The 23,494-nt window shown below is 37.7% G+C and carries 18 protein-coding genes; 14 read left to right on the forward strand and 4 right to left on the reverse strand.

Annotated elements, in window-relative coordinates; all coding sequences use genetic code 11:
• Nucleotides 1-2 precede the first annotated feature (2 nt).
• The 11 genes from LG329_RS14860 (at nt 3) to LG329_RS14910 (ending at nt 14,275) form a co-directional block, all read left to right on the forward strand.
• A complete protein-coding gene (locus tag LG329_RS14860) occupies nt 3-1,715 on the forward strand; it encodes an ABC-ATPase domain-containing protein (protein ID WP_404451599.1) in 1,713 nt (570 codons plus the stop codon).
• 21 nt (nt 1,716-1,736) lie between these two features.
• Nucleotides 1,737-2,882 (forward strand): tRNA epoxyqueuosine(34) reductase QueG, encoded by a 1,146-nt coding sequence (gene queG, locus LG329_RS14865; protein ID WP_404451600.1) that lies wholly within the window; start codon nt 1,737-1,739, stop codon nt 2,880-2,882.
• 13 nt (nt 2,883-2,895) lie between these two features.
• Nucleotides 2,896-3,351, forward strand: coding sequence for a methylated-DNA--[protein]-cysteine S-methyltransferase (locus LG329_RS14870; RefSeq protein ID WP_404451601.1), 456 nt, complete (start codon nt 2,896-2,898; stop codon nt 3,349-3,351).
• 132 nt (nt 3,352-3,483) lie between these two features.
• Nucleotides 3,484-3,771, forward strand: a complete 288-nt coding sequence (locus LG329_RS14875; protein WP_404451602.1) for a DUF5316 family protein — start codon at nt 3,484-3,486, stop codon at nt 3,769-3,771.
• Nucleotides 3,772-3,812: 41 nt separating this feature from the next.
• Nucleotides 3,813-4,658: an amidase domain-containing protein gene (locus tag LG329_RS14880; protein ID WP_404451603.1), complete on the forward strand. Its 846-nt coding sequence runs from the start codon at nt 3,813-3,815 to the stop codon at nt 4,656-4,658.
• 42 nt (nt 4,659-4,700) lie between these two features.
• On the forward strand, nt 4,701-5,174 hold the full coding sequence (gene trmL, locus LG329_RS14885; protein ID WP_404451604.1) for a tRNA (uridine(34)/cytosine(34)/5-carboxymethylaminomethyluridine(34)-2'-O)-methyltransferase TrmL: 474 nt from the start codon (nt 4,701-4,703) through the stop codon (nt 5,172-5,174).
• A gap of 969 nt (nt 5,175-6,143) precedes the next feature.
• Nucleotides 6,144-9,008 carry a 2-oxoglutarate dehydrogenase E1 component gene (locus tag LG329_RS14890; protein WP_404451605.1) on the forward strand — a complete coding sequence of 955 codons (2,865 nt, stop codon included), beginning with the start codon at nt 6,144-6,146 and terminating at the stop codon, nt 9,006-9,008.
• Nucleotides 8,995-10,263: a 2-oxoglutarate dehydrogenase complex dihydrolipoyllysine-residue succinyltransferase gene (gene odhB, locus LG329_RS14895; protein ID WP_404451606.1), complete on the forward strand. Its 1,269-nt coding sequence runs from the start codon at nt 8,995-8,997 to the stop codon at nt 10,261-10,263. The genes LG329_RS14890 and odhB overlap by 14 nt, the downstream gene beginning before the upstream one ends.
• A 399-nt stretch (nt 10,264-10,662) precedes the next feature.
• Nucleotides 10,663-11,952: an NCS2 family permease gene (locus LG329_RS14900; RefSeq protein WP_404451607.1), complete on the forward strand. Its 1,290-nt coding sequence runs from the start codon at nt 10,663-10,665 to the stop codon at nt 11,950-11,952.
• A 464-nt stretch (nt 11,953-12,416) separates the two neighbouring features.
• Entirely contained in the window at nt 12,417-13,607 is a 1,191-nt protein-coding gene (locus LG329_RS14905) for a NupC/NupG family nucleoside CNT transporter (protein WP_404451608.1), read from the forward strand.
• A gap of 179 nt (nt 13,608-13,786) precedes the next feature.
• Nucleotides 13,787-14,275, forward strand: coding sequence for a hypothetical protein (locus tag LG329_RS14910; protein WP_404451609.1), 489 nt, complete (start codon nt 13,787-13,789; stop codon nt 14,273-14,275).
• Nucleotides 14,276-14,609: 334 nt separating this feature from the next.
• Here the strand turns inward: LG329_RS14910 and LG329_RS14915 are convergent, their stop codons facing one another.
• Nucleotides 14,610-15,959 (reverse strand): MATE family efflux transporter, encoded by a 1,350-nt coding sequence (locus LG329_RS14915; RefSeq protein ID WP_404451610.1) that lies wholly within the window; start codon nt 15,957-15,959, stop codon nt 14,610-14,612.
• Nucleotides 15,960-16,071: 112 nt separating this feature from the next.
• On the opposite strand from LG329_RS14915, the gene LG329_RS14920 reads away from it, so the two are divergent.
• Nucleotides 16,072-17,142 carry an undecaprenyldiphospho-muramoylpentapeptide beta-N-acetylglucosaminyltransferase gene (locus LG329_RS14920; protein WP_404451611.1) on the forward strand — a complete coding sequence of 357 codons (1,071 nt, stop codon included), beginning with the start codon at nt 16,072-16,074 and terminating at the stop codon, nt 17,140-17,142.
• Between the two features lie 150 nt (nt 17,143-17,292).
• On the opposite strand, the gene LG329_RS14925 is transcribed toward LG329_RS14920, so the two are convergent.
• Together LG329_RS14925 and LG329_RS14930 are read right to left on the reverse strand one after the other, a co-directional pair.
• The gene (locus LG329_RS14925) at nt 17,293-20,439 is read right to left on the reverse strand and encodes an MMPL family transporter (protein ID WP_404451612.1); all 3,147 of its coding nucleotides are present in this window, start codon (nt 20,437-20,439) and stop codon (nt 17,293-17,295) included.
• Nucleotides 20,440-20,453: 14 nt separating this feature from the next.
• The gene (locus LG329_RS14930) at nt 20,454-20,885 is read right to left on the reverse strand and encodes a MarR family winged helix-turn-helix transcriptional regulator (RefSeq protein WP_404451613.1); all 432 of its coding nucleotides are present in this window, start codon (nt 20,883-20,885) and stop codon (nt 20,454-20,456) included.
• A 166-nt stretch (nt 20,886-21,051) separates the two neighbouring features.
• On the opposite strand from LG329_RS14930, the gene LG329_RS14935 reads away from it, so the two are divergent.
• Together LG329_RS14935 and LG329_RS14940 are read left to right on the forward strand one after the other, a co-directional pair.
• Nucleotides 21,052-21,471 carry a Gmad2 immunoglobulin-like domain-containing protein gene (locus LG329_RS14935; protein ID WP_404451614.1) on the forward strand — a complete coding sequence of 140 codons (420 nt, stop codon included), beginning with the start codon at nt 21,052-21,054 and terminating at the stop codon, nt 21,469-21,471.
• Between the two features lie 18 nt (nt 21,472-21,489).
• Nucleotides 21,490-22,314 (forward strand): aldo/keto reductase, encoded by an 825-nt coding sequence (locus tag LG329_RS14940; RefSeq protein ID WP_404451615.1) that lies wholly within the window; start codon nt 21,490-21,492, stop codon nt 22,312-22,314.
• A gap of 35 nt (nt 22,315-22,349) precedes the next feature.
• Here LG329_RS14940 and LG329_RS14945 read toward each other — a convergent pair whose 3' ends face one another.
• Nucleotides 22,350-23,492 carry a Ger(x)C family spore germination protein gene (locus LG329_RS14945; RefSeq protein ID WP_404456703.1) on the reverse strand — a complete coding sequence of 381 codons (1,143 nt, stop codon included), beginning with the start codon at nt 23,490-23,492 and terminating at the stop codon, nt 22,350-22,352.
• Nucleotides 23,493-23,494 lie beyond the last annotated feature (2 nt).

A 23,494-nucleotide genomic window follows, 5' to 3' on the forward strand; every position in this document is an offset into this window, starting at 1 on the left:
TCATGGAAAAATTATTTCAGAACCTTCGTTCAATCGATGGAAAAGGTTATAAAGCATATAAAAATATACAAGGACAATATAAATTTAATAACTTTGATTTATTTATAGATTATGTACAAGGTGATCCATTTGCTACTCCTTCAAAAATTCGTGTTGTAGTGCCGACTGGGGAACGCATGATAAACAAAGCTTGGCTATCAACGTATCACAGGAAAACAGCTACTGAAGATTGTATTGCCCGTGCAGTTGGGCAAGCAGTTTACCAGAATTCAGTTTTCATCAAAGGAACAGGTAAGAGTGGACTGGTTCAATTTGATACACCAAAACAAGAAGTTATAGAACGAAGCGCTGTTTCGCTATCCGCTAAATCCATTACAATTTGCCTATCCATTGGTTTGCCTGCAAATGGACGTCGCATAAATGGCAGGGAAGCGGAAAAGTTATTTAAACAAGCCATTCCGACCATTATTAATAAATCCATTTTCACGATATCTGATCAAGATATTGAACAAGCGACAATGCTAGCAGATCAGCAACAAGTTATTCGGGAAAAAATGCACGAAAATAATTGGATTGCATTTATAGCAAATAAAGCGATTTTACCTCGATCCAGTGGGGTTAGTGATCGTCCGCTTAACCAGGCAATTCCTTTTCAAAGCCCATCCCAAAATGAAGTCGAAATCCAGATTCCGCACCAAAAATCCCCTTTAAAAGGAATGGCAATTAAAAGAGGAATTACTTTGATTGTCGGTGGTGGTTACCACGGCAAAAGTACATTGTTAGAAGCAATGGAACGTGGTGTGTATAACCATACTAAGGATGATGGACGGGAATATGTATTAACTGACCCAAAAGCAGTGAAAATTCGTGCGGAGGATGGTCGTGGGATAACGGGAGTCAACATTTCACCATTCATCGCGAATCTGCCGCACAAACAGAGTACTGAATTTTTCACAACAGAAAATGCAAGTGGGAGCACCTCACAGGCTGCGAATGTGATGGAAGCGTTAGAGGTTGGAGCAACGACATTACTAATTGATGAAGATACAAGCGCAACCAATTTCATGATTCGTGATCATCGGATGCAGCAGCTTGTCAAAAGAGAGCAAGAGCCAATTACGCCATTTATTGATAAAGTGAAACAGCTGTATGATCAATTTACAGTATCGACGGTTATTGTAATGGGAGGTTCTGGTGACTATTTTGATGTTGCGGATGATGTTATAATGATGGAAGAATATATTCCAAAGAACGTCACTGACAAGGCTAATGAGATTGCTAGTCAATACCCGGCCGCGCGAACTGTAACGGATGATATGGACTTTGGGGAAATTGTACATCGTCAAATTGAGAACGCAAGCTTACAAACAACAAAAGGAAAACGCGCTAAGGTTCAAGCAAAAGGGTTAACGACTATTCTAATGGGAAAAACAGAAATAACATTTCCACAAACAGAACAATTAGTGGATTCTTCCCAAACACGTATGATTGCTGAAATTATTATGTATTTAGATAAAACGAACGAACTTAAGAAGCAACAAACATTGAACATGCTACTCGAAAAAATTAACGATCAAATACAACATAAAGGACTTGCATCATTCACAGCCCATTCAGACCAACATCCTGGTGATCTTGCACGTCCGCGTCCCTTTGAAATTGCAGCTGTATTAAACAGGATGCGAACTTTAAGGGTAAATCAACAACGAAACTAGTAAAAGTGAGGAGGCAACAATATGAATCATGAAAAATTAAAGCAGGAAATCATTGACTATAGTAAAAAGATTGGTATTGATAAAATCGGTTTTGCCTCTGCCGATGTTTTCAGTGAGCTAAAGGAACGTCTCAAACGGCAACAAGAGCTATCCTATTATTCTGGTTTTGAAAAGGGATCAGTTGAGGACCGAACAGAACCTGGGCGTTTGTTGCCAGAAGCGCAATCGATTATTTCCATCGCAATTGCTTACCCGTCACGAATGGAAAATGCACCAAAGAGCACGAAAGAAGAACGTCGAGGTATCTTTTGCCGGGCTTCCTGGGGAACAGATTACCATGTGATTTTACGTGATCGTTTAGAAAAATTAACTGAATTTATCAGGGAAAAGGTTCCTGAAGTAAAAGATAAGCTGATGGTAGATACAGGTGAATTATCTGACCGTGCCGTTGCAGAACGGGCAGGAATTGGCTTCAGCGGGAAAAATACATCCATTATCACACCGGAATTTGGATCGTTTGTTTATCTTGGCGAATTAATTACAAATATTCCATTTGTACCTGATTCACCTGTGGATGATAGTTGTGGGGAGTGTACGAAATGCTTGGATGCCTGCCCAACAGGTGCACTTATTCAGGGTGGTCAGCTAAATGCTCAACGGTGTATTGCGTTCCTTACGCAAACAAAGGATTACTTACCTGATGAATTTCGAACCAAAATCGGAAACCGTGTGTATGGCTGTGATACATGTCAGGTGGTTTGTCCCAAGAATAAAAAGATTGATTTTCATATTCATCCGGAAACTGAGCCTGAACCTGAAATTGCGAAGCCTAAGCTACAACCGATGCTTCGTATTTCAAATCGGGAATTTAAGGAAACGTTTGGTCACATTGCTGGATCATGGCGTGGGAAGAAGCCGCTACAGCGAAACGCATTAATTGGTCTTGCACACTACAAGGATGTGACGGCAGTAAGTGAAGTGGTCCAAGTGATGCAGAATGACCCGCGTCCTGTAATCAGAGGAACAGCGGCATGGTCACTTGGAAAAATCGGAACAGCTGAAGCTTTCGCTGCAATTGAACGTGCTATGGAAACAGAAAAAGATGAACAGGTTCGATATGAGATGCAAAAAGGGTTAGATTTTCAACAAGAGGTTTCCGCTAGATAGATGGGGGAGTAAAATGATGGAACGAGTACATCTATATTATGATGAAATGGATTCACCAGTTGGAACGCTTACGCTGTTAAGCAATGGGGAAAAACTTGTACGAATTGAATATGGTGGAATGGATAAAAGAAGTGATCAGATGAATAAGTGGATTGCTCGTTTTTTTGGGGATGTTACATTTGTTCATTCTCCTAAAAATGTTGCGATAGCCAAAAAGGAGCTGCAGGCATATTTTGATGAACAGAACCAAGCCTTTACTGTAGAGTTTGAATTTCATGGAACTCCCTTTCAGCAAAAGGTTTGGCAAGCATTGTTCGAAACGATTTCATATGGTGATACAAAATCATATAAAGATATCGCTGTTGCAATTGGTAAGCCAAAAGCAGTACGAGCGGTTGGTGGAGCTGTTAATAAAAACCCATTTTCCATCATAGTGCCATGCCACCGAGTTATTGGGGCGAGCGGGTAAATGGTCGGTTACAATGGTGGTCTGGATAAAAAGGAGTTTTTATTAGCGCATGAAAAGGGAGTAGTTGAAACTTTTTAAATAATTTCACGTATAATAATTACTATAGAAAAATTATTTGAGGGAGCTAATCAAATGAAAAAATCATTTGTTTACAGTTTCAGTTTTGCAGCAATCCTTTTTCTTGCAGGTTATTTTACCGAGTATACTCGTTTTATAGGATCGATCTCGCTTGGTATTGCTATTATTTTCTTAGTTATAGGAAGCTTGGTAAGTGGTGCGTTTGTTGATGGTGATCAAATGAGAGCAAATTTAGCTACCGAATCCAAGGAAGATCGACAAATGAGACATCGCGTTTTGTTCAATTCAGGAATCGCTGCGGTTCCACTTTTTATCGCTGGGGGAATTCTTTTATCAATTTAATCAAGCCCTATCCCATAAACTAATATGGGGAGGGGTTTTTTTTGGACAAATTGGTAGCGTATTGGGAGGATTTTTTTCAAACAGAACGTCATGAAGATAATTGGTGGACAAGAAAAAAATTGCTTTGTGAAAAAAGAAATGTATCTATTGTGCGGATCCAAGGTGAGGGACACCTTTATCAGGAGTTACGTCACGGAAATAAACAGCAAATCGGTTATGTCCTGCATCTAAAAATGTTAATGAAGCAAGCGGATAACTTTTACTTAGAAGAACAATATATTCCATATCAGTTTCAATTGGAGAACGGATCCATTAGAAATCATAAAGAAGTTAGGGTAGACTCAGAGCAAAATACAGCAAATGCTAAGGCTGAACTGGTTGAGCGGGACATGGATAATAGTCGATTTAGTTATGACCGTCTTACTGCAGTAAAGTATGCAAACAGGTGGTGGAACAGCTACAATCCTGCCTATCGAAAATTTGATGTGGACTGCACCAATTATGTATCGCAGTGTTTACGTGCAGGGGGAGCACCTATGACAGGAGCGCCTAATCGTGGCAATGGATGGTGGTATAGTGCGTCAAGCTGGAGTTTTAGTTGGGCTGTGGCTCATTCCCTTAGATGGCATTTAAGTGGTTCGACCTCTGGGCTTAAAGGTAAAGAAATGGAAGCGGCAACTGATCTTATTCCAGGAGATGTAATTTGCTATGACTTTGAAGGAGATGGCAAGTGGAATCATAACACGATTGTTGTGGCAATGGATGGAAACGGAGAACCGCTGGTAAATGCGCACACTTCTAACAGCAGGAATCGATATTGGTCTTACGAGGATTCTACTGCTTATACACCAAATATAGTATATAAGTTTTTCCGAATTGGTGAGTGATGGTATAATGATGTGGTTATTAATTTAGAAGGAGAATGAATTGTGAGTTTACATGTCGTATTATTTCAACCAGAAATTCCTGCAAATACAGGTAATATAGCCAGGACCTGCTTGGCAACAAACACAACCCTGCACTTAATCCATCCGCTTGGTTTTTCAACAGAAGACAAAATGTTGAAACGAGCAGGTCTGGACTATTGGAAGCACGTTGATATTCGTGAATATGAATCGATTGATGAATTTTATGATACATATCCAAATGGTGATTATTTTTATATCGAAAATTTTGGAACCAAGCATTACACCGATTTTGATTACAGTAATGTTGATGAAGAATTGTTTTTCGTGTTTGGTCGGGAGTCTAATGGTATTCCAAAGCATTTATTAGAAGGAAAAGAGGATCAATGCTTACGTATTCATATGACGGGTAAAGTCCGTTCGTTGAATTTAGCAAATACCGCTGCAATCATTATATATGAGGCACTTAGACAGCAAGGGTATCCGAGTCTGACGTAGTTCAGGTTGAAGTTATAACAATAATTCTATTCAGAACAAAAGCGCAAGCGCCCGGTTATTGCCGTATGGCCTGTGCCCACGCAACGTGGGTAGTTCGATGTTGCCACTCAAGTGGCGGTTTTAATCGAACATCCTTCTTCCTTGAGATAAAGGAAACACGAAGAGCGTAAGCGATTCGATGTTGACTTATCGTAAGGAGGTGCCGGAAGGGCACTAGGCAATGGGCGCTGGAGCTGGACGTGGCTGTTTATGCAAATCAGTTGTCCATGCCCTCTAAATCTATAGTTTCCTAAACTATAAAAAAGCCGTCATGTGAGTACATGACGGTAGTTTTATTGACCTTTTCTAGCTACTCCTGGTTTCGCATCATGTCCTGCAGTAAAGCAAGAAACGACAAATGTGATGGCAACTCCTAATAATAAGGCTAAGTCCATTGTCATACTTGTTGGCCTCCTTTAATTCTATATGTAAGCATTAAAATTTCATTTGAATGTCTTAATTATAGCTTATTAATTTTAAAATGTGAACCATTGATTATTATTTTAGCCGAATTGTCCCAAAGTATGCAATAGACGAAACAGGCACCTGCGCTTTTCTTGTCTAGCTGCGGCTCCTAGCGGTTAGCAAATAGTTAGTCCTGATAAATGTACGGAGAGTTCACCGTACCTTCACATTCCTATCTATTTGTACACCGCTGAACAGTCGCCTGCGCTTTTCTTGTCTAGCTTCGCGGGCTAGCGGTTCGTGACGTAAGCAAAAAGACACTCCGGGCACAAAGACCATGTGCTCTACGGTCTTTTGCTTACGCATTTCACCGCTGAGCAAGCCCGCTACGCTTTTCTTGTTGTTTATCGTCATGAAATAGGGTATATTAGTTGATGAAGTCGTATGACAGTTCTATAATGAATACTGATATATGAAAAGCCGTTTGTTAACGGAGAAAGTTAACTTCTAATGGGGGTATAAGACGTGGCACAGAATGAAGAATCTCATGAAAGATTCTGGGAAAAATTTTATGGTCCAAACATAGGGTATGTGGAAGAGCAATATGACTTGTTTAAAGAGGATCCAGAGTCAGTAGATCCATCTTTGAAAGAAGTTTTTGAACAGCATGGCGCCCCTAAATGGATGCATCCAGATAATGTTGAAGCTCAAGGAGTATCGACATCTACTTCCATAAATGATGTAAAGAAACTGACCTCAGCTATGAAACTTGTTGAGGCTATTCGTCGTTATGGGCATTTGGAAGCTGATATTTACCCAGTAGGACTTAAGAAAGAACGGGAAACCGACCTGGTTAATCCTGAAGCGTATGGATTAGATGAAAATGATTTAAAAAATATTCCTGCAAATTGGCTATGGGAGGATGCACCAAGTGGTGTTGAAAATGGCTATGATGTAGTTGCGAAACTGAAGAAATATTATTCAGGAACAATTACTTATGAATTTGACCATGTGAACAATGATGAAGAACGCAAATGGTTAATGGAACTAATTGAAGCGGGAAATGCTCGCATGTCGCTTTCTGACGAAGAGAAAACACAGCTGCTAGAGCGTCTTGCACATGTTGAAGGTTTCGAAGGATTTCTGCAAAAAACATTTGTTGGGCAAAAGCGCTTTTCAATTGAGGGTCTTGAGGCAATGGTCCCAATGCTCGATCGAATTGTTAAGTATGCGACAGCCGACAAAATTGAACATATAATGATGGGAATGGCTCACCGTGGTCGTTTAAGTGTGCTTGCACATGTACTAGGAAAACCTTATGATAAGATCTTTTCTGAATTCCATCACTCACCGGATAAAGAGTTGATTCCATCAGAGGGTTCAACAGGTATTAATTATGGGTGGACTGGTGATGTGAAATATCACTTCGGAGCAACGAAAGATGTTAAAGATGACGATGAAACAACAACACGAATTACTTTGGCACATAATCCATCCCATCTAGAATTTGTAAATCCTGTTGTGGAAGGATTTGCACGTGCTGCACAGGATGATCGTTCTGCATCTGGTTATCCGAAACAGGATATGAATAAAGCATTTCCTTTAGTTATTCATGGGGATGCAGCTTTTATTGGTGAAGGTGTAGTTGCCGAATCATTAAATCTTAGTGGTCTTTCAGGTTATAAAACTGGAGGCACGCTTCATATCATTGCAAACAACCTTGTTGGATATACAACTAATCAAGAGGATGGGCGCTCAACCCGTTATGCAAGTGATTTGGCGAAAGGCTATGAAATTCCTATCATCCATGTAAATGCTGATGATCCGATTGCGTGTGTTTCAGCAATCCAGATTGCCTATGATTATCGTCAAAAATTCCATAAAGATTTCCTAATTGACTTAGTTGGATATCGTCGTTATGGACATAACGAAATGGATGAGCCGAGAACAACCCAACCACTTCTTTATCAGGATATTGATAAACATCCAACAGCAGCAAATGTTTTTGCTAACGCATTGCAAGAAAAAGGTACGATTGATGAAGAAGGATTTAAGAAAATTACTGACAGGGTTCAGGATGGTTTGCGCAAAATTTACGACAGTATGAAAGAAAACGATACTGGTGAAGCTGTAGCGCAGGGTATGCCTCAAGAGTTAAAGAATGGTCTAGATCAATTTGAAACAGCGGTCCCATTAGATACATTGAAAGCACTGAATAAAGGTTTGTTAAATCGTCCAGAAGGATTTAACGGATTTAGAAAGCTTGAAAAAATCTTAAAGCGTCGTGAAAAAGTTTTAGAAGAAGGAAACAAGGCTGACTGGGGTGCCGGAGAGGCGTTGGCATATGCGTCAATATTGAATGATGGTATTCCAATTCGACTTGCTGGTCAAGATTCTGAGCGTGGTACTTTTGCACATCGTCATGTCGTTTTACATGACATTAAAACTAATGAAAAATATTGTTCGATGCATGGACTTGAAGGTGTAAATGCTTCGTTTGATATTCGTAATAGCCCATTGTCGGAGGCTGGAGTATTAGGTTTTGAGTATGGTTATAGTGTACATTCGCCAAACACCTTAGTACTTTGGGAAGCGCAATTTGGTGATTTCGCAAATGCTGGTCAGGTGATTTTTGATCAGTTTATTTCAGCGAGCCGTGCAAAATGGGGCGAAAAGTCCAATATGATTATGCTTCTCCCTCATGGCTATGAAGGTCAGGGTCCAGAACACTCAAGTGCACGTCTGGAACGTTTCCTACAGCTTGGAGCAGAGAATAACTGGATTGTTGCGAATGTGACATCATCTGCACAATTTTTCCATTTAATTCGTCGTCAAGCAGCAATGCGTGCTCGTGAAGAAGCTAGACCACTTATTTTAATGACACCAAAAAGCTTGTTACGTAATCAACGTGTTGCATCAGAGGCGAAGGAATTCTCGGAAGGTAAATTCCAACCTTTACGTCAACAGCCAAATTTAAAAGTTAGCAAGAAAAACGCTAAACGATTATTAATTGGTAGTGGTAAAGTAATGGTGGATATTGAAGAAGCCATTGAGAATTCGGAAGAAAAATTCGATTGGTTACACGCATTACGTCTAGAGCAGATTTATCCATTCCCTAAAAAGGAACTGGAAAAAGTAATAAAAGAATTACCAAGTTTAGAGGAAATTGTTTGGGTACAAGAAGAGCCGGAAAACATGGGTTGCTGGGACTTCGTTGATGATTATCTAAGAGATCTTCTCCAAGATGGTCAATCACTACGTTATATTGGTCGCCCGAGACGATCATCACCAGCAGTTGGTATACCTAACGTTCATAAAACAGAACAAAATCAACTTGTACAAAAAGCGATACAACCGTTAGAAGGAGGAGATTCCAGTGAAAGATATTAAAATTCCAGAGCTTGCAGAATCAATTACAGAAGGAACTATTGCCGAATGGTTAGTTAAAAAAGGCGATAAGATTGAAAAAGGCGACCCCGTTGTAGAACTTGAAACGGATAAAGTAAACGTGGAAGTCAACTCTGATCATGCAGGTGTCATTGTAGAAATCGTAAGTGAAGAGGGCGACGATGTTGAAGTTGGGGACGTAATCGCTAAAGTAGATGAAAATGGTGAAGCTGGTGGCGAATCTTCTGAGCAAGAAGCGCCAAAAGAAGAACCTAAAGAAGAGAAAAAAGTGGAACCTTCTAAAGAAGAACCAAAAGAATCTCCGAAAAAAGAAGAAAAATCAGAAGATAGCAAGCAAGACGTTATTGCATCTCCTGCAGCGAGAAAACGTGCACGTGAGCTTGGTATTGATTTAAGTGCAGTTAGCGCACGCGATCCGCTTGGCCGTATTCGTCCAGAAGATGTGGATGCTGCAGCGAAGGGTTCTTCTGATAAAAAAGAAGAAAAACCAGCTAAGAAGGAATCAGCGAAGAGTGCTGAGAAAACAGAATTTGATAAGCCAGTTGAACGAATTAAAATGTCCCGTCGTCGTCAAACAATTGCTAAACGTCTTGTTGAAGTACAACATGAGTCAGCAATGCTAACTACTTTTAATGAAGTGGATATGACATCAGTTATGAAACTTCGTAGCGAACGTAAAGATAACTTTGTGAAGAAACATGATGTAAAACTAGGATTTATGTCATTCTTCACCAAAGCAGTAGTTGCCGCATTGAAAGACTTCCCATTGATTAATGCAGAAATTCAAGGCAATGAATTAGTAATGAAAAAGTTCTATGATATTGGAATCGCCGTTTCAACAGATGATGGACTAGTAGTTCCAGTTGTTCGTGATGCAGATCGTTTAGATTTTGCAGGTGTAGAGCGCGAAATCAGTAACTTAGGTAAAAAGGCGAAGAACAAAGAGTTGCAAATGAATGACTTACAAGGCGGAACATTCACCATTACAAATGGTGGAACATTCGGTTCCATGCTATCTACACCAATCCTAAATGCACCACAGGTTGGTATTCTAGGTATGCATAACATCATTAAACGCGCAATGGTAATGCCAGATGATTCAATCGAAGTTCGCCCAATGATGTATCTCGCACTATCTTATGATCACCGTATTGTTGACGGAAAAGAAGCTGTACAATTCTTAGTACGAATCAAACAATTACTTGAAGATCCATATGACTTGTTGTTAGAAGGATAATAATTAAAACTAAAACTCGTTATGGTTTCCATACCATGACGAGTTTTTTTATTTACATTCGGTTTAATTTGCCCGTAGTGTAAGAGATAAAGTGGAAATCATATTGTGGGGGTTAATTAGTTTGCAAATCAATCGGGGAAAAGGGTCAATACTAGCGGTATTCCTCTAATAGTATAAATCTATCGTTTATCTTTCGTAGTTCAGTTAATACTAAAGCCATATCTCCCCCCATAATTGCCACCCTCCTTTTTGTTTTATTTTAGCATGTACTTAAATTTCTGTACGATTAATTTCATCATAATTTCACGAATAAATTCGACTAAATCTATTGCGTAAATAGCTAAAAACGAATATTATAGTATATGTTGATTAATTCATTCGGAAAGTAAGGTGTATATAATGAATAAACTCTTTAAACTCAAACAAAATAATACAGATATCCGAACAGAGGTTGTGGCAGGGTTTACTACTTTCCTCACAATGGTATACATAGTGGTAGTAAATCCAGCAATACTCTCGTCAACAGGAATACCTTTTGATCAGGTATTCATGGCGACTGTTATTTCTGCTGTTGTCGGAACGTTATTCATGGCATTTTTCTCGAACTATCCAATTGCGATTGCACCCGGAATGGGGATGAATGCATATTTTGCAAGTGTCGTTGCATCACAAGGTTACTCATATCAAGTCGTTTTAGGTACCGTATTTATCGCGGGTATTATTTTTATTTTATTAAGCTTAACACAGCTACGCGAAACATTAATTGAAGCAATACCACCTTCCTTAAAGTTCGGGATTACATCAGGAATTGGGTTGTTTATTGCTTTTCTAGGACTGAAAATGTCTGGAATTGTGGTGCCGAACGAAGCTACCATGGTTGCTTTTGGTGATTTACATCAACCAATGACATTGTTAACGTTAGCAGGATTGTTCATTACGCTGATATTAATGGCTAGAAACATAAAAGGTGCATTATTTATTGGAATGCTGATAACTGGTATTATCGGGTATTTTACTGGGCAACTCGATATTGTGGATTATGTGTCTGCACCACCAGCTCCAGTATTTTTTGACATGAATATTGGTGGAGTGTTTGCGAACAGTCTTTATACCGTTATTTTTGCATTTTTATTAGTTACTATTTTCGATACTACTGGGACCATGATTGGGGTAGCAGAGCAGGCAGGGTTTATGAAGGATGGAAAATTGCCACGAGCAAAATCAGCATTACTCGCCGATGCAACAGCTACAACGGTCGGTTCTATGTTTGGGACAAGCCCATCATCTGCATATATCGAGTCAACTGCAGGTGTAACAGAAGGTGGTCGTACCGGACTAACATCTCTTATTGTAGCAATATTATTTGCATTATCGATCTTTTTCTCACCAATAATTGGAGCCATAGCTGATTTACCAGCGATGACTGCACCTGTCCTAATCATTGTTGGGAGCTTTATGATGGAAGGTTTGGCGCGTATTAACTGGAGATCCTTCGATGAAGCATTTCCAGCATTTGCAATCATACTAACCATGCCACTAACATCAAGTATAGCAACGGGTATATCGATTGGATTTATCACCTATCCATTATTAAAATTAATCAGTGGAAAAGGGAAGGATGTCCACTGGATTCTGTATTTATTCGGAATTATTTTCGTCCTACAAATGATTTTCTTCCCAGCACATTAAAAGAAAAGCGAAGGCGACTGTTCAGAAGCGGACGCATAAGAAAGGAACCGTAGAATGCAAGGGTTTCGCATTCGAAGAGTTCATTACTTATGACAACAGCTTCTAGGAGCCGTAGCTAGACAAAGAAAAGCGAAGGCGACTGCTTAGGAGCGTACAAATAGATAGGAATGTGAAAGTGCGTCGAACTATACGCACATTCATCAGGACTACCTATTTGCAAGCCGCTAGGAGCCGCAGCAAGACAAATAAGCTATACAAAAAATAGACCTCGGCATTTATCCATTTGCTGAGGTCTATTTTTTGTATAATTAAAGTCGTGAAAAAAGGGTACTACTAAGTAAGGTGAAAAATTAGAAAAATCTATAACTTGCATGACGTCTGACAACCTGTTAAAATCACTAATGGAAAAACTTATTGTAAGCATTTACAATTCTATAGAAAATATATAAAGGGAGGCTACATCCGTGGATATTCTTCTCGGAATTTTAGCAATCATAGTTGTCCTCGGCCTAGCATTTTTGATGTCGAATGATAGGAAGATTATAAATTACCGAGGCATCGCTGTTATGTTAGCTGCACAAATTTTGATTACCTGGTTTATGTTTAACACTGAAATTGGACAAACCATCATAACCTCAATTTCAGCGGCATTTGAAAAGTTAATTGAATTTGGTACAGTGGGGATCAACTTTATTTTAGGTGGAGTAGCACGTGCGGAAGGTGGAACAATCTTCTTTTTTGATGTGTTATTACTTATTATCTTTTTCTCTACGATTTTATCAGTTCTAACGTATTTAAGAATCCTTCCACCAATCATTAAGTATATAGGTGGATTTATCTCAAAGATAACAGGTTTACCAAAGGTTGAATCCTTTAATGCGGTAAACAGTATCTTTTTCGGACAATCCGAAGCGCTACTCGCAATTAAGTCACAGTTTCACCATTTGGACAAAAATCGACTGTACATTGTAAGTGCGTCAGCAATGGGATCTGTATCAGCATCAATTGTAGGTGCATATTTACAGATTTTGCCTGAGCAGTATGTTCTAATAGCGTTACCGTTAAACATGTTTAGTGCACTAATGATTTCATCTGTAATTGCACCTGTTAAAGTACCGAAAGAAGAAGACCATGTCGATATTAAAGATGTTACGAATGACAAAAGTATCTTTGAAGCTATGGGTAATGGTGCACTTGATGGTGGTAAAATTGCACTAATTGTAGCTGCAATGCTTGTTGCGTTTATTGCGTCGCTCGAGCTTGTGAACTGGATTATACAATTTGCATTTTCCGGCCTTACATTACAAGAAATTCTTGGTTATATACTTGCTCCAATAGGTTTATTGATGGGTATTGCACCAAGTGAAGTAATCGAAGCGGGAGGAATAATGGGTACGAAAATTGTAACCAATGAGTTCGTTGCCATGCTTGAATTCCAACAAATCTTAGATCAAATGTCAGAAAAAACAATTGGTATTGTAACTGTATTCCTAACAAGCTTCGCGAACTTTTCCTCGATTGGAATTATCGCTGGTACAGTACAAGCTATTGATAACAAGAAAGCGATTCAAGTATCCGGTTTTGGTATGAAGTTACTTATTGGTGCGACACTTGCATCAATTTTATCAGCAACAGTAGTAGGGTTGTTTCTATAAAATAGAGAAGAAACCGTCTAATATATAGGCGGTTTTTTTCTGCTTTTGGTATAAGAAAGTAAATCCGCTATCTTTTTATGCGGTTAATTTAACTAGATTGGAATTTAATCACTTAAACTCTAATAGAATAGACTATGTTGGATATTCCGCATAAAAAACTATTTTGGAGTTGTTTTAGTATGGAATCTAGCAGGATTACTAATGAATTTAGTACGATTCTAAAGGAACCTGAAACTGAAGCATTTCTTTTAAGGTTTCAAAACTATGTTACAAAGACAACCAATGAAAACCAGAGTCCCAATAATAAGAATTACAGTTTGTCTTTCTATAGAGATTTGCCTTTACTGGATAGGGAATTAGGTAAATTAAATATGCTGGAAAAGAAGCTATTAATTGTTAAGGTTGACTCTCTTATTACTTATATAGACGACATCACCAAAATAAGCTTTCCATCACCTTTTATAATCGGCGTCTTTACTGCCGTGATTTCTTTAATCCTTGGTGTTGTGATTAGGGATCCTGCAGCTTTTCCAAAATGGACGATAGTGTTGGTAACAGTTTGCTTCTTTATATTTATTCCAGGGATATCATGGTTTACGCTAGAACAATCTGGGAAAAATGCAGAACTCAAAGAGATTTTAACAACTATCAAGGGAATTGTAAGTTAAAAAGTATGGTATCATGAGGAAAAAGATCTATGAGGTGTTTCTTGTGTTCGCGAAAAGTTGTAAAAATTGCAATAAACCGTTCTCATTTTATTATTTAATGAAAGAGGGTAGCTTTAATGATGTAGTCTGCCCAAATTGTAACGTTCATCTAAAGCCTACAAATGTTTCTAAAATAGCTTTTGCATTCGTTTGTATCATTCCTTTAATCGTGCTTCAAGATTCTTGGGCTCTCATTATAGGGTGGATTATTTCCTGTATTTTTTTATTACAGCCAATTGTATATCGGTATGAAAAGAAAAAGGAATAAATAAACTCATCCGCAAATAGGATGAGTTTATTGTGTTGTATATTTTTTTTGTAAATAAAGCAACCGCCATAACAAAGCAACAGCTCCACAGCTTAGTCCAATAATAATTCCAACCCAATAGCCGAACGGTTCAAGTGCAGTGTAATTCGCAAGTAGCCAACCACTTGGTAACCCGATTACCCAATAAGAGATAAACGAAGTGATCAACGTAAGATTCACATCTTTGTATCCTCGCAACGCACCTTGAATCGGAGCTCCAAACGCATCTGCGAGCTGGAAGAAGATTGCATAGTAAATGAATTGCTTGGTTAATTCCACAACCTCTGCATTATCTGTATAGAGGTTCGCTACCATGTCATTAAACACGTATAAAACGAGTCCGGCAAAAATCGCGATAAATAATCCTCCACTAATGCCAATGTAACCATAAGTCTTAGCCTCGGCAAAACGTTTACCACCAACTTCAAAGCCTATCGCGATTGTAAGTGCAATTCCTACACTCAATGGAATCATATATAATAAAGAAGCAAAGTTAATTGCAGCTTGGTGCGCAGCAATTGTATAGGTACTGTAAACGCTCATGAATAAAGTTACTGCTGAAAAAATACTCGTTTCGAAAAATATAGAAAAACCAATTGGAATACCAATCTTTAACTGCTCCCACCAATCAACTAAGGATGGTTTTATCCAATTAGAAAAAAGGTCGTATTCTTTAAACGGGTGCATTTTATAAAGAATTCCAAATGCAATAAAACAGACCAACCAATAGGTTAGTGCGGTAGCAATTCCAGATCCTATACCACCAAATGCAGGGACACCAAATTTACCAAAGATGAATATATAGTTAAAGAATATGTTTATAGGCAATGAGATTAAAATAATAATCATAGAGATACGCGTTTGACCGAGTGCATCAATAAAACAGCGTAAGGTATTAAAAATGAATAAAGGCACAATTCCGGTTACAAGCCAAATAATATAATATTTAGCAGTATGTCGTACTTCCGCTTCCAGGTCCATTACATGTAAAATAGGATTTAATGCAAATGCACCTACAATAACGACTAAAATTGCAAGCGCTGTTGCAAGGTAAACACCTTGTTGAACCTTTTTTGCTATTTCATGATTAGCTTTCGCACCAATTAAATGTGCAATAATCGGTGTAATGGCCAGCAGAACACCATTAATTCCAGTGAAAACTGGAACCCAAAGACTAGAGCCAATTGCCACACCAGCGAGGTCTTTTGCACCTGCCTGACCTGACATCACCGTATCAAAAAAGTTCATCAAATACATGCTGACTTGGGTAACTAGAATAGGTATTAATATGATTGTAAACAGCTTTAATTTTTCTTTTAACGTCGATGTTTCATACATAAATGTCTTCCTTTTTCTATAATTTTCTACTAATATAAGAAGTGATTGCAAAGAGTAATAAATGCAATTATACCGTTTTACTTCGTATTGCGAAAGAAGGGACCTACAATAAATGAATAAAAAAAGTATTCTGTTTACGGGTGGCGGCACAGCAGGTCATGTCATCGTAAATTTAGCAGTTATTCCTATCTTCCAGCGTGAGGGATGGGAAATCAATTATATAGGATCAAAGGATGGAATCGAACGAAAGCTGATAGAAGAATTAGATGGTGTAACATATCACCCAATTTCTACTGGAAAGCTACGCCGGTATTTGTCTAAAGAAAATGTGAAAGATCCATTTAAAGTGTTAAAAGGAACCATGCAGGCATGGCGAATTATTGGAAAAAGTAAACCATCGATTATTTTTTCAAAAGGTGGATTTGTATCCGTTCCAGTTGTGTTGGCTGCAAAAGTTCGACGCGTGCCAGCTGTCATCCATGAATCTGACTTCACACCTGGTCTTGCTAATAAAATCGCAATTCCTTTTGTTAAAAAAGTACTTGCAACATTTCCGGAAACCATGGAGTATCTGCCTGAACAAAAAGCCGAATATGTTGGTGCAGTTGTTCGCGATGAACTTTTCCAAGGTAGTAAAGAAAAGGGATTAGCATTTTGTGGTTTTACAAACAAAAAGCCAGTATTGCTTATTATGGGTGGAAGCGGTGGTTCGAAAAAAATTAATGACAGTGTGCGGGCTAGTTTAGATAAACTGTTAGACGAATTTCAAATTATCCATGTCTGCGGTATTGGTAAAACAGAACCTGAATTCAACAGACCCGGATATGTTCAATTTGAATATGTTAACGCCGAGTTAAAAGATCTTTTTGCTGCTACTGATTTTGTCTTATCACGAGCAGGATCAAATGCAATATTTGAATTTTTATCGTTGAAAATTCCGATGATACTTGTCCCATTATCAAAAGGATCGAGTAGGGGAGACCAAATTATTAATGCTAAATCCTTTGCAGAAAAAAGATATGCACGTGTGATGGAAGAAGAAACATTAACTGAAGAAACACTTGTTCAGGAGTTGCTTCAATTAAAAGAACACGAATTAATCATAAAGACCAATATGGACTCCTATCAAAGCGCGAAAGCAAAAGACCGAGTAATTGAAATCATAAAAATTAATAGTAAGTAAGAAAAATAACTCCTCATTACCAGTTACAATACTGGCTTTTGAGGAGTTTGATTTTGTTTTAATATTTCATATTATAATAGCATTAAACAATGCAGGCCAAAAAAAGTGAAACAGCAAAAGCTGTTCCACCAATATACTTTATTCTGTTTATTATCTTCTAAACGGCCACCAATTTACTTTACCGAAAATACGGACCATTACTGGTACGAATAAAGGTAGCATGACAAAGGCATAAAGGAATAATCCTGTTAGTACCACTGTTGCGATTTCCAAAAGTGATAATACGCCTGATGGAAGCATTGCTCCAAATGTCCCGCCCAAAATTAGCGCTGCTGAGATAATAACGGTTCCCATGTTTTTCATGGAGTTTATCAATGCATCTTTAATAGATATTTCCTTGTATTCTTTGAATCGGTCCATAAGGAATATACTATAGTCGATTCCTAAAGCCATTAACATAACAAAACCGAAGAACGGAATGGCCCATGATAATCCGTCATACCCTAGAATGTTTACAAAAATAACTTCTGTAACTCCTAGTGACGTGAAATAAGTTAAGATGAGCGAGCCGATTAAATAAATCGGAATGATTAATGATCGTAGCATGATTACCAGTACGATAAAGAGCCCAATAATCATTAACGTCACTGTTCTTGAGTAATCTGCATCCGAGATATTTTGAAGGTCGTTGTTGGTACTGCTAATTCCACCGAGCTTAGGATCACTGTCCGCAAATACAGTTCCGTCTTTTGCATCATTTATGGTGTTTTCGATTTTATCGACCATTTCAATCGCTTCAGAAGAGTATGGGTTATCCTTCAACACCACATCTAACTTCGTAATTGTTTTATCGTCTGAAATATAGGATTTGGTTCCTTCGATAAATGCTTCGCTTTCCAATGCCTGCTCTGGAATAACTACTGTAGGCTTACTTCCCTCAGCGTTGAAATCACCCAGATAACGTTCTACCTCAGATAGACCATCATAAATTTGTTGTAATCCGTCAGAACTTTTTCCTAGACCAGTTGACAATTGTCCAAGCTGATCTTGCATGTCAGTAAAGGCACTTTTTAATTCTTCTTGACCACCATAAATTTGTGATAATCCGTCCTGTAGACTTGGAATATTGTTAACGACTTGACCTTGACCGTCAGCTGCTTTGTTTAATCCCGATTGCAACTCGGAAATCCCATCAATCAATTTTCCAATTCCTTGTGAAAGCTGTTCTTGACCAACAATAGTCTTGCTAAATCCGGTATTCAGTTCTTTTAGTGGTGCAATTACTTTGTTTTGTACTTGTGCTTGTGCGTCGGAAAGCTTTTTAAGCTGTGTTTCTAATTTATTAATTCCATCGATTGCACCGTCGATTCGTGCAATCGATGACTTGTATTCTTGTATAAACTTTTTATTGTTTTCTAGCTCTTGATTTGATTCTATAGCAATCTTTTTTGCATTGGTAATGCTTGTTTTTGCCCCTTGTAAAGTACTTGTTAGTTTATCAAGTTGCTGTACATCTGTGCTTTGTGTACCAAATCCTGCCAATCCATCAGCAAGCTGTTGATAACCATCTAACAATTGACTGTTACTAGCAATTGTTTGATCTAAATTACTTTTAATCGTTTGCAAATTAGTTTTTATTTCAGCCGCACCTTGCGAGCCGGATTGGATACCATTCTGAATTTTAACAAGTGCATCACTAATATCACCGATACCATTATTTGCAGCTTGTGTGCCTTCCATCAGTTGATCGACACCGCTTTTTGCTTCTTCAAGCTTCGGTGTTGCACTTTTTAATTCTTCAGATGCTTTCGCAAGTCCTTCTTGTATTTCTTTTATACCATCCGTACTTTGACTAATACCGTCAGCTAATTTACCTGTTTGTTTATTCACTAAAAAGTCTTCGATAATTTCACCGGCTGGCCTCGTAGCACTTCTGACTTGTTCGACACCATCCATTTGTGCGATTTCTTGTGAAATTGTTGCGATATCCTGGTATTCCTCAACAGAATCAATTGGTTCATCCGTTTCAAGAACAACGGTTGTAGGCATCGTTTGACCAGGCCCGAAGCTATCAGCAATCCAATTAAATGCTTTTACAGACCCATATTCATCCCCAATTTCCTGCAGGGAGTTGTATGATTTATTCCCATCATAAGTCAGTAAAAATGGTACTGTAATTGCTGCTACAATAAGCAATGCAATCACAGGGCGTCCCCATGAAAATAATCCGGTAGACTTCCATAGCTTACTTTCCTTATGGGAGACATTTTTGTCAAAAGGCCAGAATAGTTTTTTGCCTAATACTACTAAGAAAAATGGTACTAATGTTGCTAAAGCTATTAACACTACTGCTACACCAACTGCGACCGCTACGGCAGATTGATAGAGTGAAAATGTTGACAATCCAATTGTTGAGAACCCAACTAAAACCGCCAATCCGGCAAAGAAGATTGTTTTTCCAGCTGATTTATAGGTGGTGACAACAGCCTCTTTTATGGAATCATGGTTCGCGAGTTCCTCTTTAAATCTACTGATTAATAGAATACAATAATCGGTGCCGATACCAAACATAACAGCAACCATGAAAATTTGCGTAAATGTGGATAATGGAAATCCTACAGTATCAGCAAGGATTGAAACTACCCCTTGAGCTGCAAGGTAACTAATCCCCACCGTCAATAATGGGATAAATGGTGCAACGAAAGATTTGAAAACGATAAACAGGATGATTAAAATCAACCCAACAGTGATGAATTCAGTTCGCTTTAAACCTTCCTCTGAGTTTTTTGTTATGTCTAATTGAATGTAATCTTCACCGGTTAAGTAGTGTTCAACTTCAATTTTATCAACTGTATGATAAATTTTTTCGCGTGACTCACCGATTTCCTGGTTAGATAGTGAAAGGTTAAACGGTACTAGAATAGTAGTACCATCATTAGAAACTGTTTGTTCCTCAATTGCAGGATCTTCCGTGAATGCCAATATATTAGAAAGGCCAAGATTATTTTTACTTTCCTTTAGTTTATCAATTGCTTTTGATACTTCTTGTTTTTCATATTTATCTATACCATTGTCATCGTGAAAAACAAGAACTGCACTAGTTGTATTTTCGCCATTATTTTCTGACATTTGGTCTAATAGCGCACTTGCTTCCTGTGATGGATAATCTTCTGGAACTGAAATTTGTCCCTTCTCCCGAACAAGTTCTTGAAGGTTCGGTGAAAAAATAAATAGCGAAACTGCTGCAGCTACCCATAAAATAGCAATCAACCAACGAAAACGAATAATTTGTTTCATGATGAATTCTCCTTTTAACGCTTATCCATAACGTTTGCCAATTTTTCAAGTGATTGGATAAACATGGTGATTTCTTCTTTATCAAAATGTGAAAGTTGTTCCCCAATTACTGCGTAAACCTCTTTTTCGGTAAATTCGACTAGTTCTAGACCTTTAGGCGTTACGTGTAAATAAACGTTTCGGCGATCAGATTGATCCCGGTTTCGTTCGATTAGGTCTTTATCAAATAACCGATTAATTTGTGCTGTAACAGCGCTTTTTCCGACACCAAAGGCATGAGCGATATCTGTACTGGTGCATTTTTCATTATTTCTAATGTATTGCAAGGTAGAAAATTGATCTGTCGTTATCTCAGAATGTATTTTTTCCTTCAAAATATTATTTACTCCACGGTAAATGGTGTTCATCGCGGTTTGATAACGGCTAATGAGCAAATATATATCCATTATTTTAAAACACCTCCAAAATTCATATAAAGGTTCAATTGATGAATAGTTTAACAAGTGAACTATTTTATGATAACAAGATTAATCCAGATAAGCAATCAGAAAATATGTATGATGCGATTATTTTTAAAATGGGAATATAATAGAAAAAAGGGAGGTTATTGCATTGAAAAAATTTCTATTATTAATGATAATTACCTTACTGTTTGCCGCTTTAGTAGCTTGTAGTAATGACAATGAGGAAGAAAATAAGAACAAAAACCAGGAAGAGCAACAAGAAAAAGAAGAACAAAAGGTCTATGAAAATGAGTCATTCAAGGATGTAACAGTAAATGAATCTGGAAATCAATTTGTTGTTACAGGTAAAGCGCGTGTGTTTGAAGGAGTATTTCAATATGCTATTATTAATAAAAGTGAAATTGTAAAACAAGATAACTATCATACAGAAGGTGCTCCAACGTGGGGAGAATTCGAAATTGCCTTTGATAAAGAACTTGCAACAACAATTGAATTATTCTTTTTTTCAGCGAAAGATGGTTCAAAAACAGACGTTTTAAAGATACCATTGGATATGGGTTTTAATTAATGATTAAAGGGTGTTTACATGAATATTTCTAGTTCAAAACAACTTTCAAACGGTATTTCAATCCCGAGATTAGGTCTTGGTGTATATAAAGTTCCAGATGATCAGGTATATGATACAGTATCTAATGCACTTGATTTAGGTTATCGACATATTGATACAGCTAGCTTCTACGGTAACGAAGAAGGTGTAGGGAAAGCTGTTCGAAACTCTGGAATTCCTCGGGAAGATATTTTTGTAACAAGTAAAGTCTGGAATGATGATCATGGTTACGAGAAAGCTTTAAAAGCGTTTGAGCAGAGTATGGAGAAATTAGGATTTGATTATTTAGATTTATTTTTGATTCACTGGCCGGTACCGGAAGTTTTTCCAGATACATGGAAGGCCTTGGAAGAGACTAATAAAAGTGAACATGTTCGAGCGATTGGTGTTAGTAATTTTCTTGATCATCATTTAGAAGAGCTGTCTAAAACAGCTAGTGAAATGCCGGTTATCGACCAAATTGAGTTACATCCAAAATTATTACAAACAAGTACGGTAGCATATTGTCGGGAACATAACATTGCTGTTGAATCATGGTCACCACTTGGCCGTGCAAAATATTTAGATGATCCTTTGTTGGTGAAAATGGCAATAAAATATAACAAATCAGTAGCACAACTAATCATTAGATGGCATCTGGAAAATGACTTTATTGTAATTCCAAAATCTACAAATGCATCACGTCAAAAGGAAAATGCTGATGTATTTGATTTTGAAATAGCAACGGAAGACATGAATTTTATGAATAAAATGAATGAAGATTTCAGAGTAGGTTCTCACCCTAATACTATTAAACGTTTTTAATTACAAAACGCGCCTCATAAACTGGGGCGCGTTTATTATTCGGTGATGCCATGGCGTAAAATTTTGGCATCTACTTGAAAATTCACTTTTATATTTGGAAATTTATCTCTCCAGACTTTATCTTTTAGTTTTCCGTTTTTCTTGTGACTTCGATAGATATTTCCATAACCGAACGGATCAGCATTTAGTTCTTTTACTTTTGCTAAAAGATCTTCATATTGTTGTTCCAAATTTTTCTCTATTTCCTTTTCTAATAATGCTTCAACTTTTGGATTTGTAAGCTTGATTTGTTTTGTTAGCTCAAGTAAACGTAAATCAACTTCTACATGTGTTTCGAATGTTAGATTTTTAAAATTGTCGATTTTTGTTTTTCCTTTACCGTTCAATACACTGAGTAAAACATTGAATGTTTTTTTATCATCCTTCTTATCCCCGGAATTTGCTAAATGTTTTTTAAACGGTTTTAGGGGAAGCTCTAATTCTAACATGGTGGACTCCACCGATTTTTCCAACATATTTAATAAAAATGCGTCGCTAGTAGATATTTTACCAACATATTTGTCATCTTTAAAAACCGCCATCGCATATAAGTATGGTTTTCCTTCCTGAATCTTTAACATAGGTAATATAGGATCTTTACCCACATCATAATAAACATGGATAAAATCCTGTAAGGTCGTTCGCGGAATAACATCATCCTTTATCGTTTGCTCAAGTAAACGGTATAAAAAATGGCCAATATTTTTTGAAAAGCCTTCTTGATCAGTGGTTAGTATACTTTTTGCAGTTGTATCACTTACTGCAAGGTACATGGTGTCCGCAGCTTTGGCATCACGGGCCAATGTATCTACGTATTGAATTAAACCCTTCTTGGCAGCTTCCATTCCATATAGCTCTAAGCGGATTTGGCCTGGTGTTAGTTCATAATTGGTTTTGAAATTGGCGTTTGCTCTTGCACCCTTTATTGTCTCTCCAACACCTTTCACAATTTCAGTAATGTCCTTTGTTTGAGAGTCAAATTGAAAATATATGATGGTTGTTTCCAATTTTCCTTCATCTGAAATATCGACACCTCTTGTATTGATAATTCCAAGGCTTTCAATTTCTTTGGACGGTAGACATCCATTTAGCATCGTAATGAAGATTAGAAGTAGTAGTATCAACAGTTTTTTATTCATCA

It is taken from the genome of Virgibacillus necropolis, from assembly GCF_044793635.1.
GTDB lineage: Bacteria > Bacillota > Bacilli > Bacillales > Amphibacillaceae > Virgibacillus_F > Virgibacillus_F necropolis_A.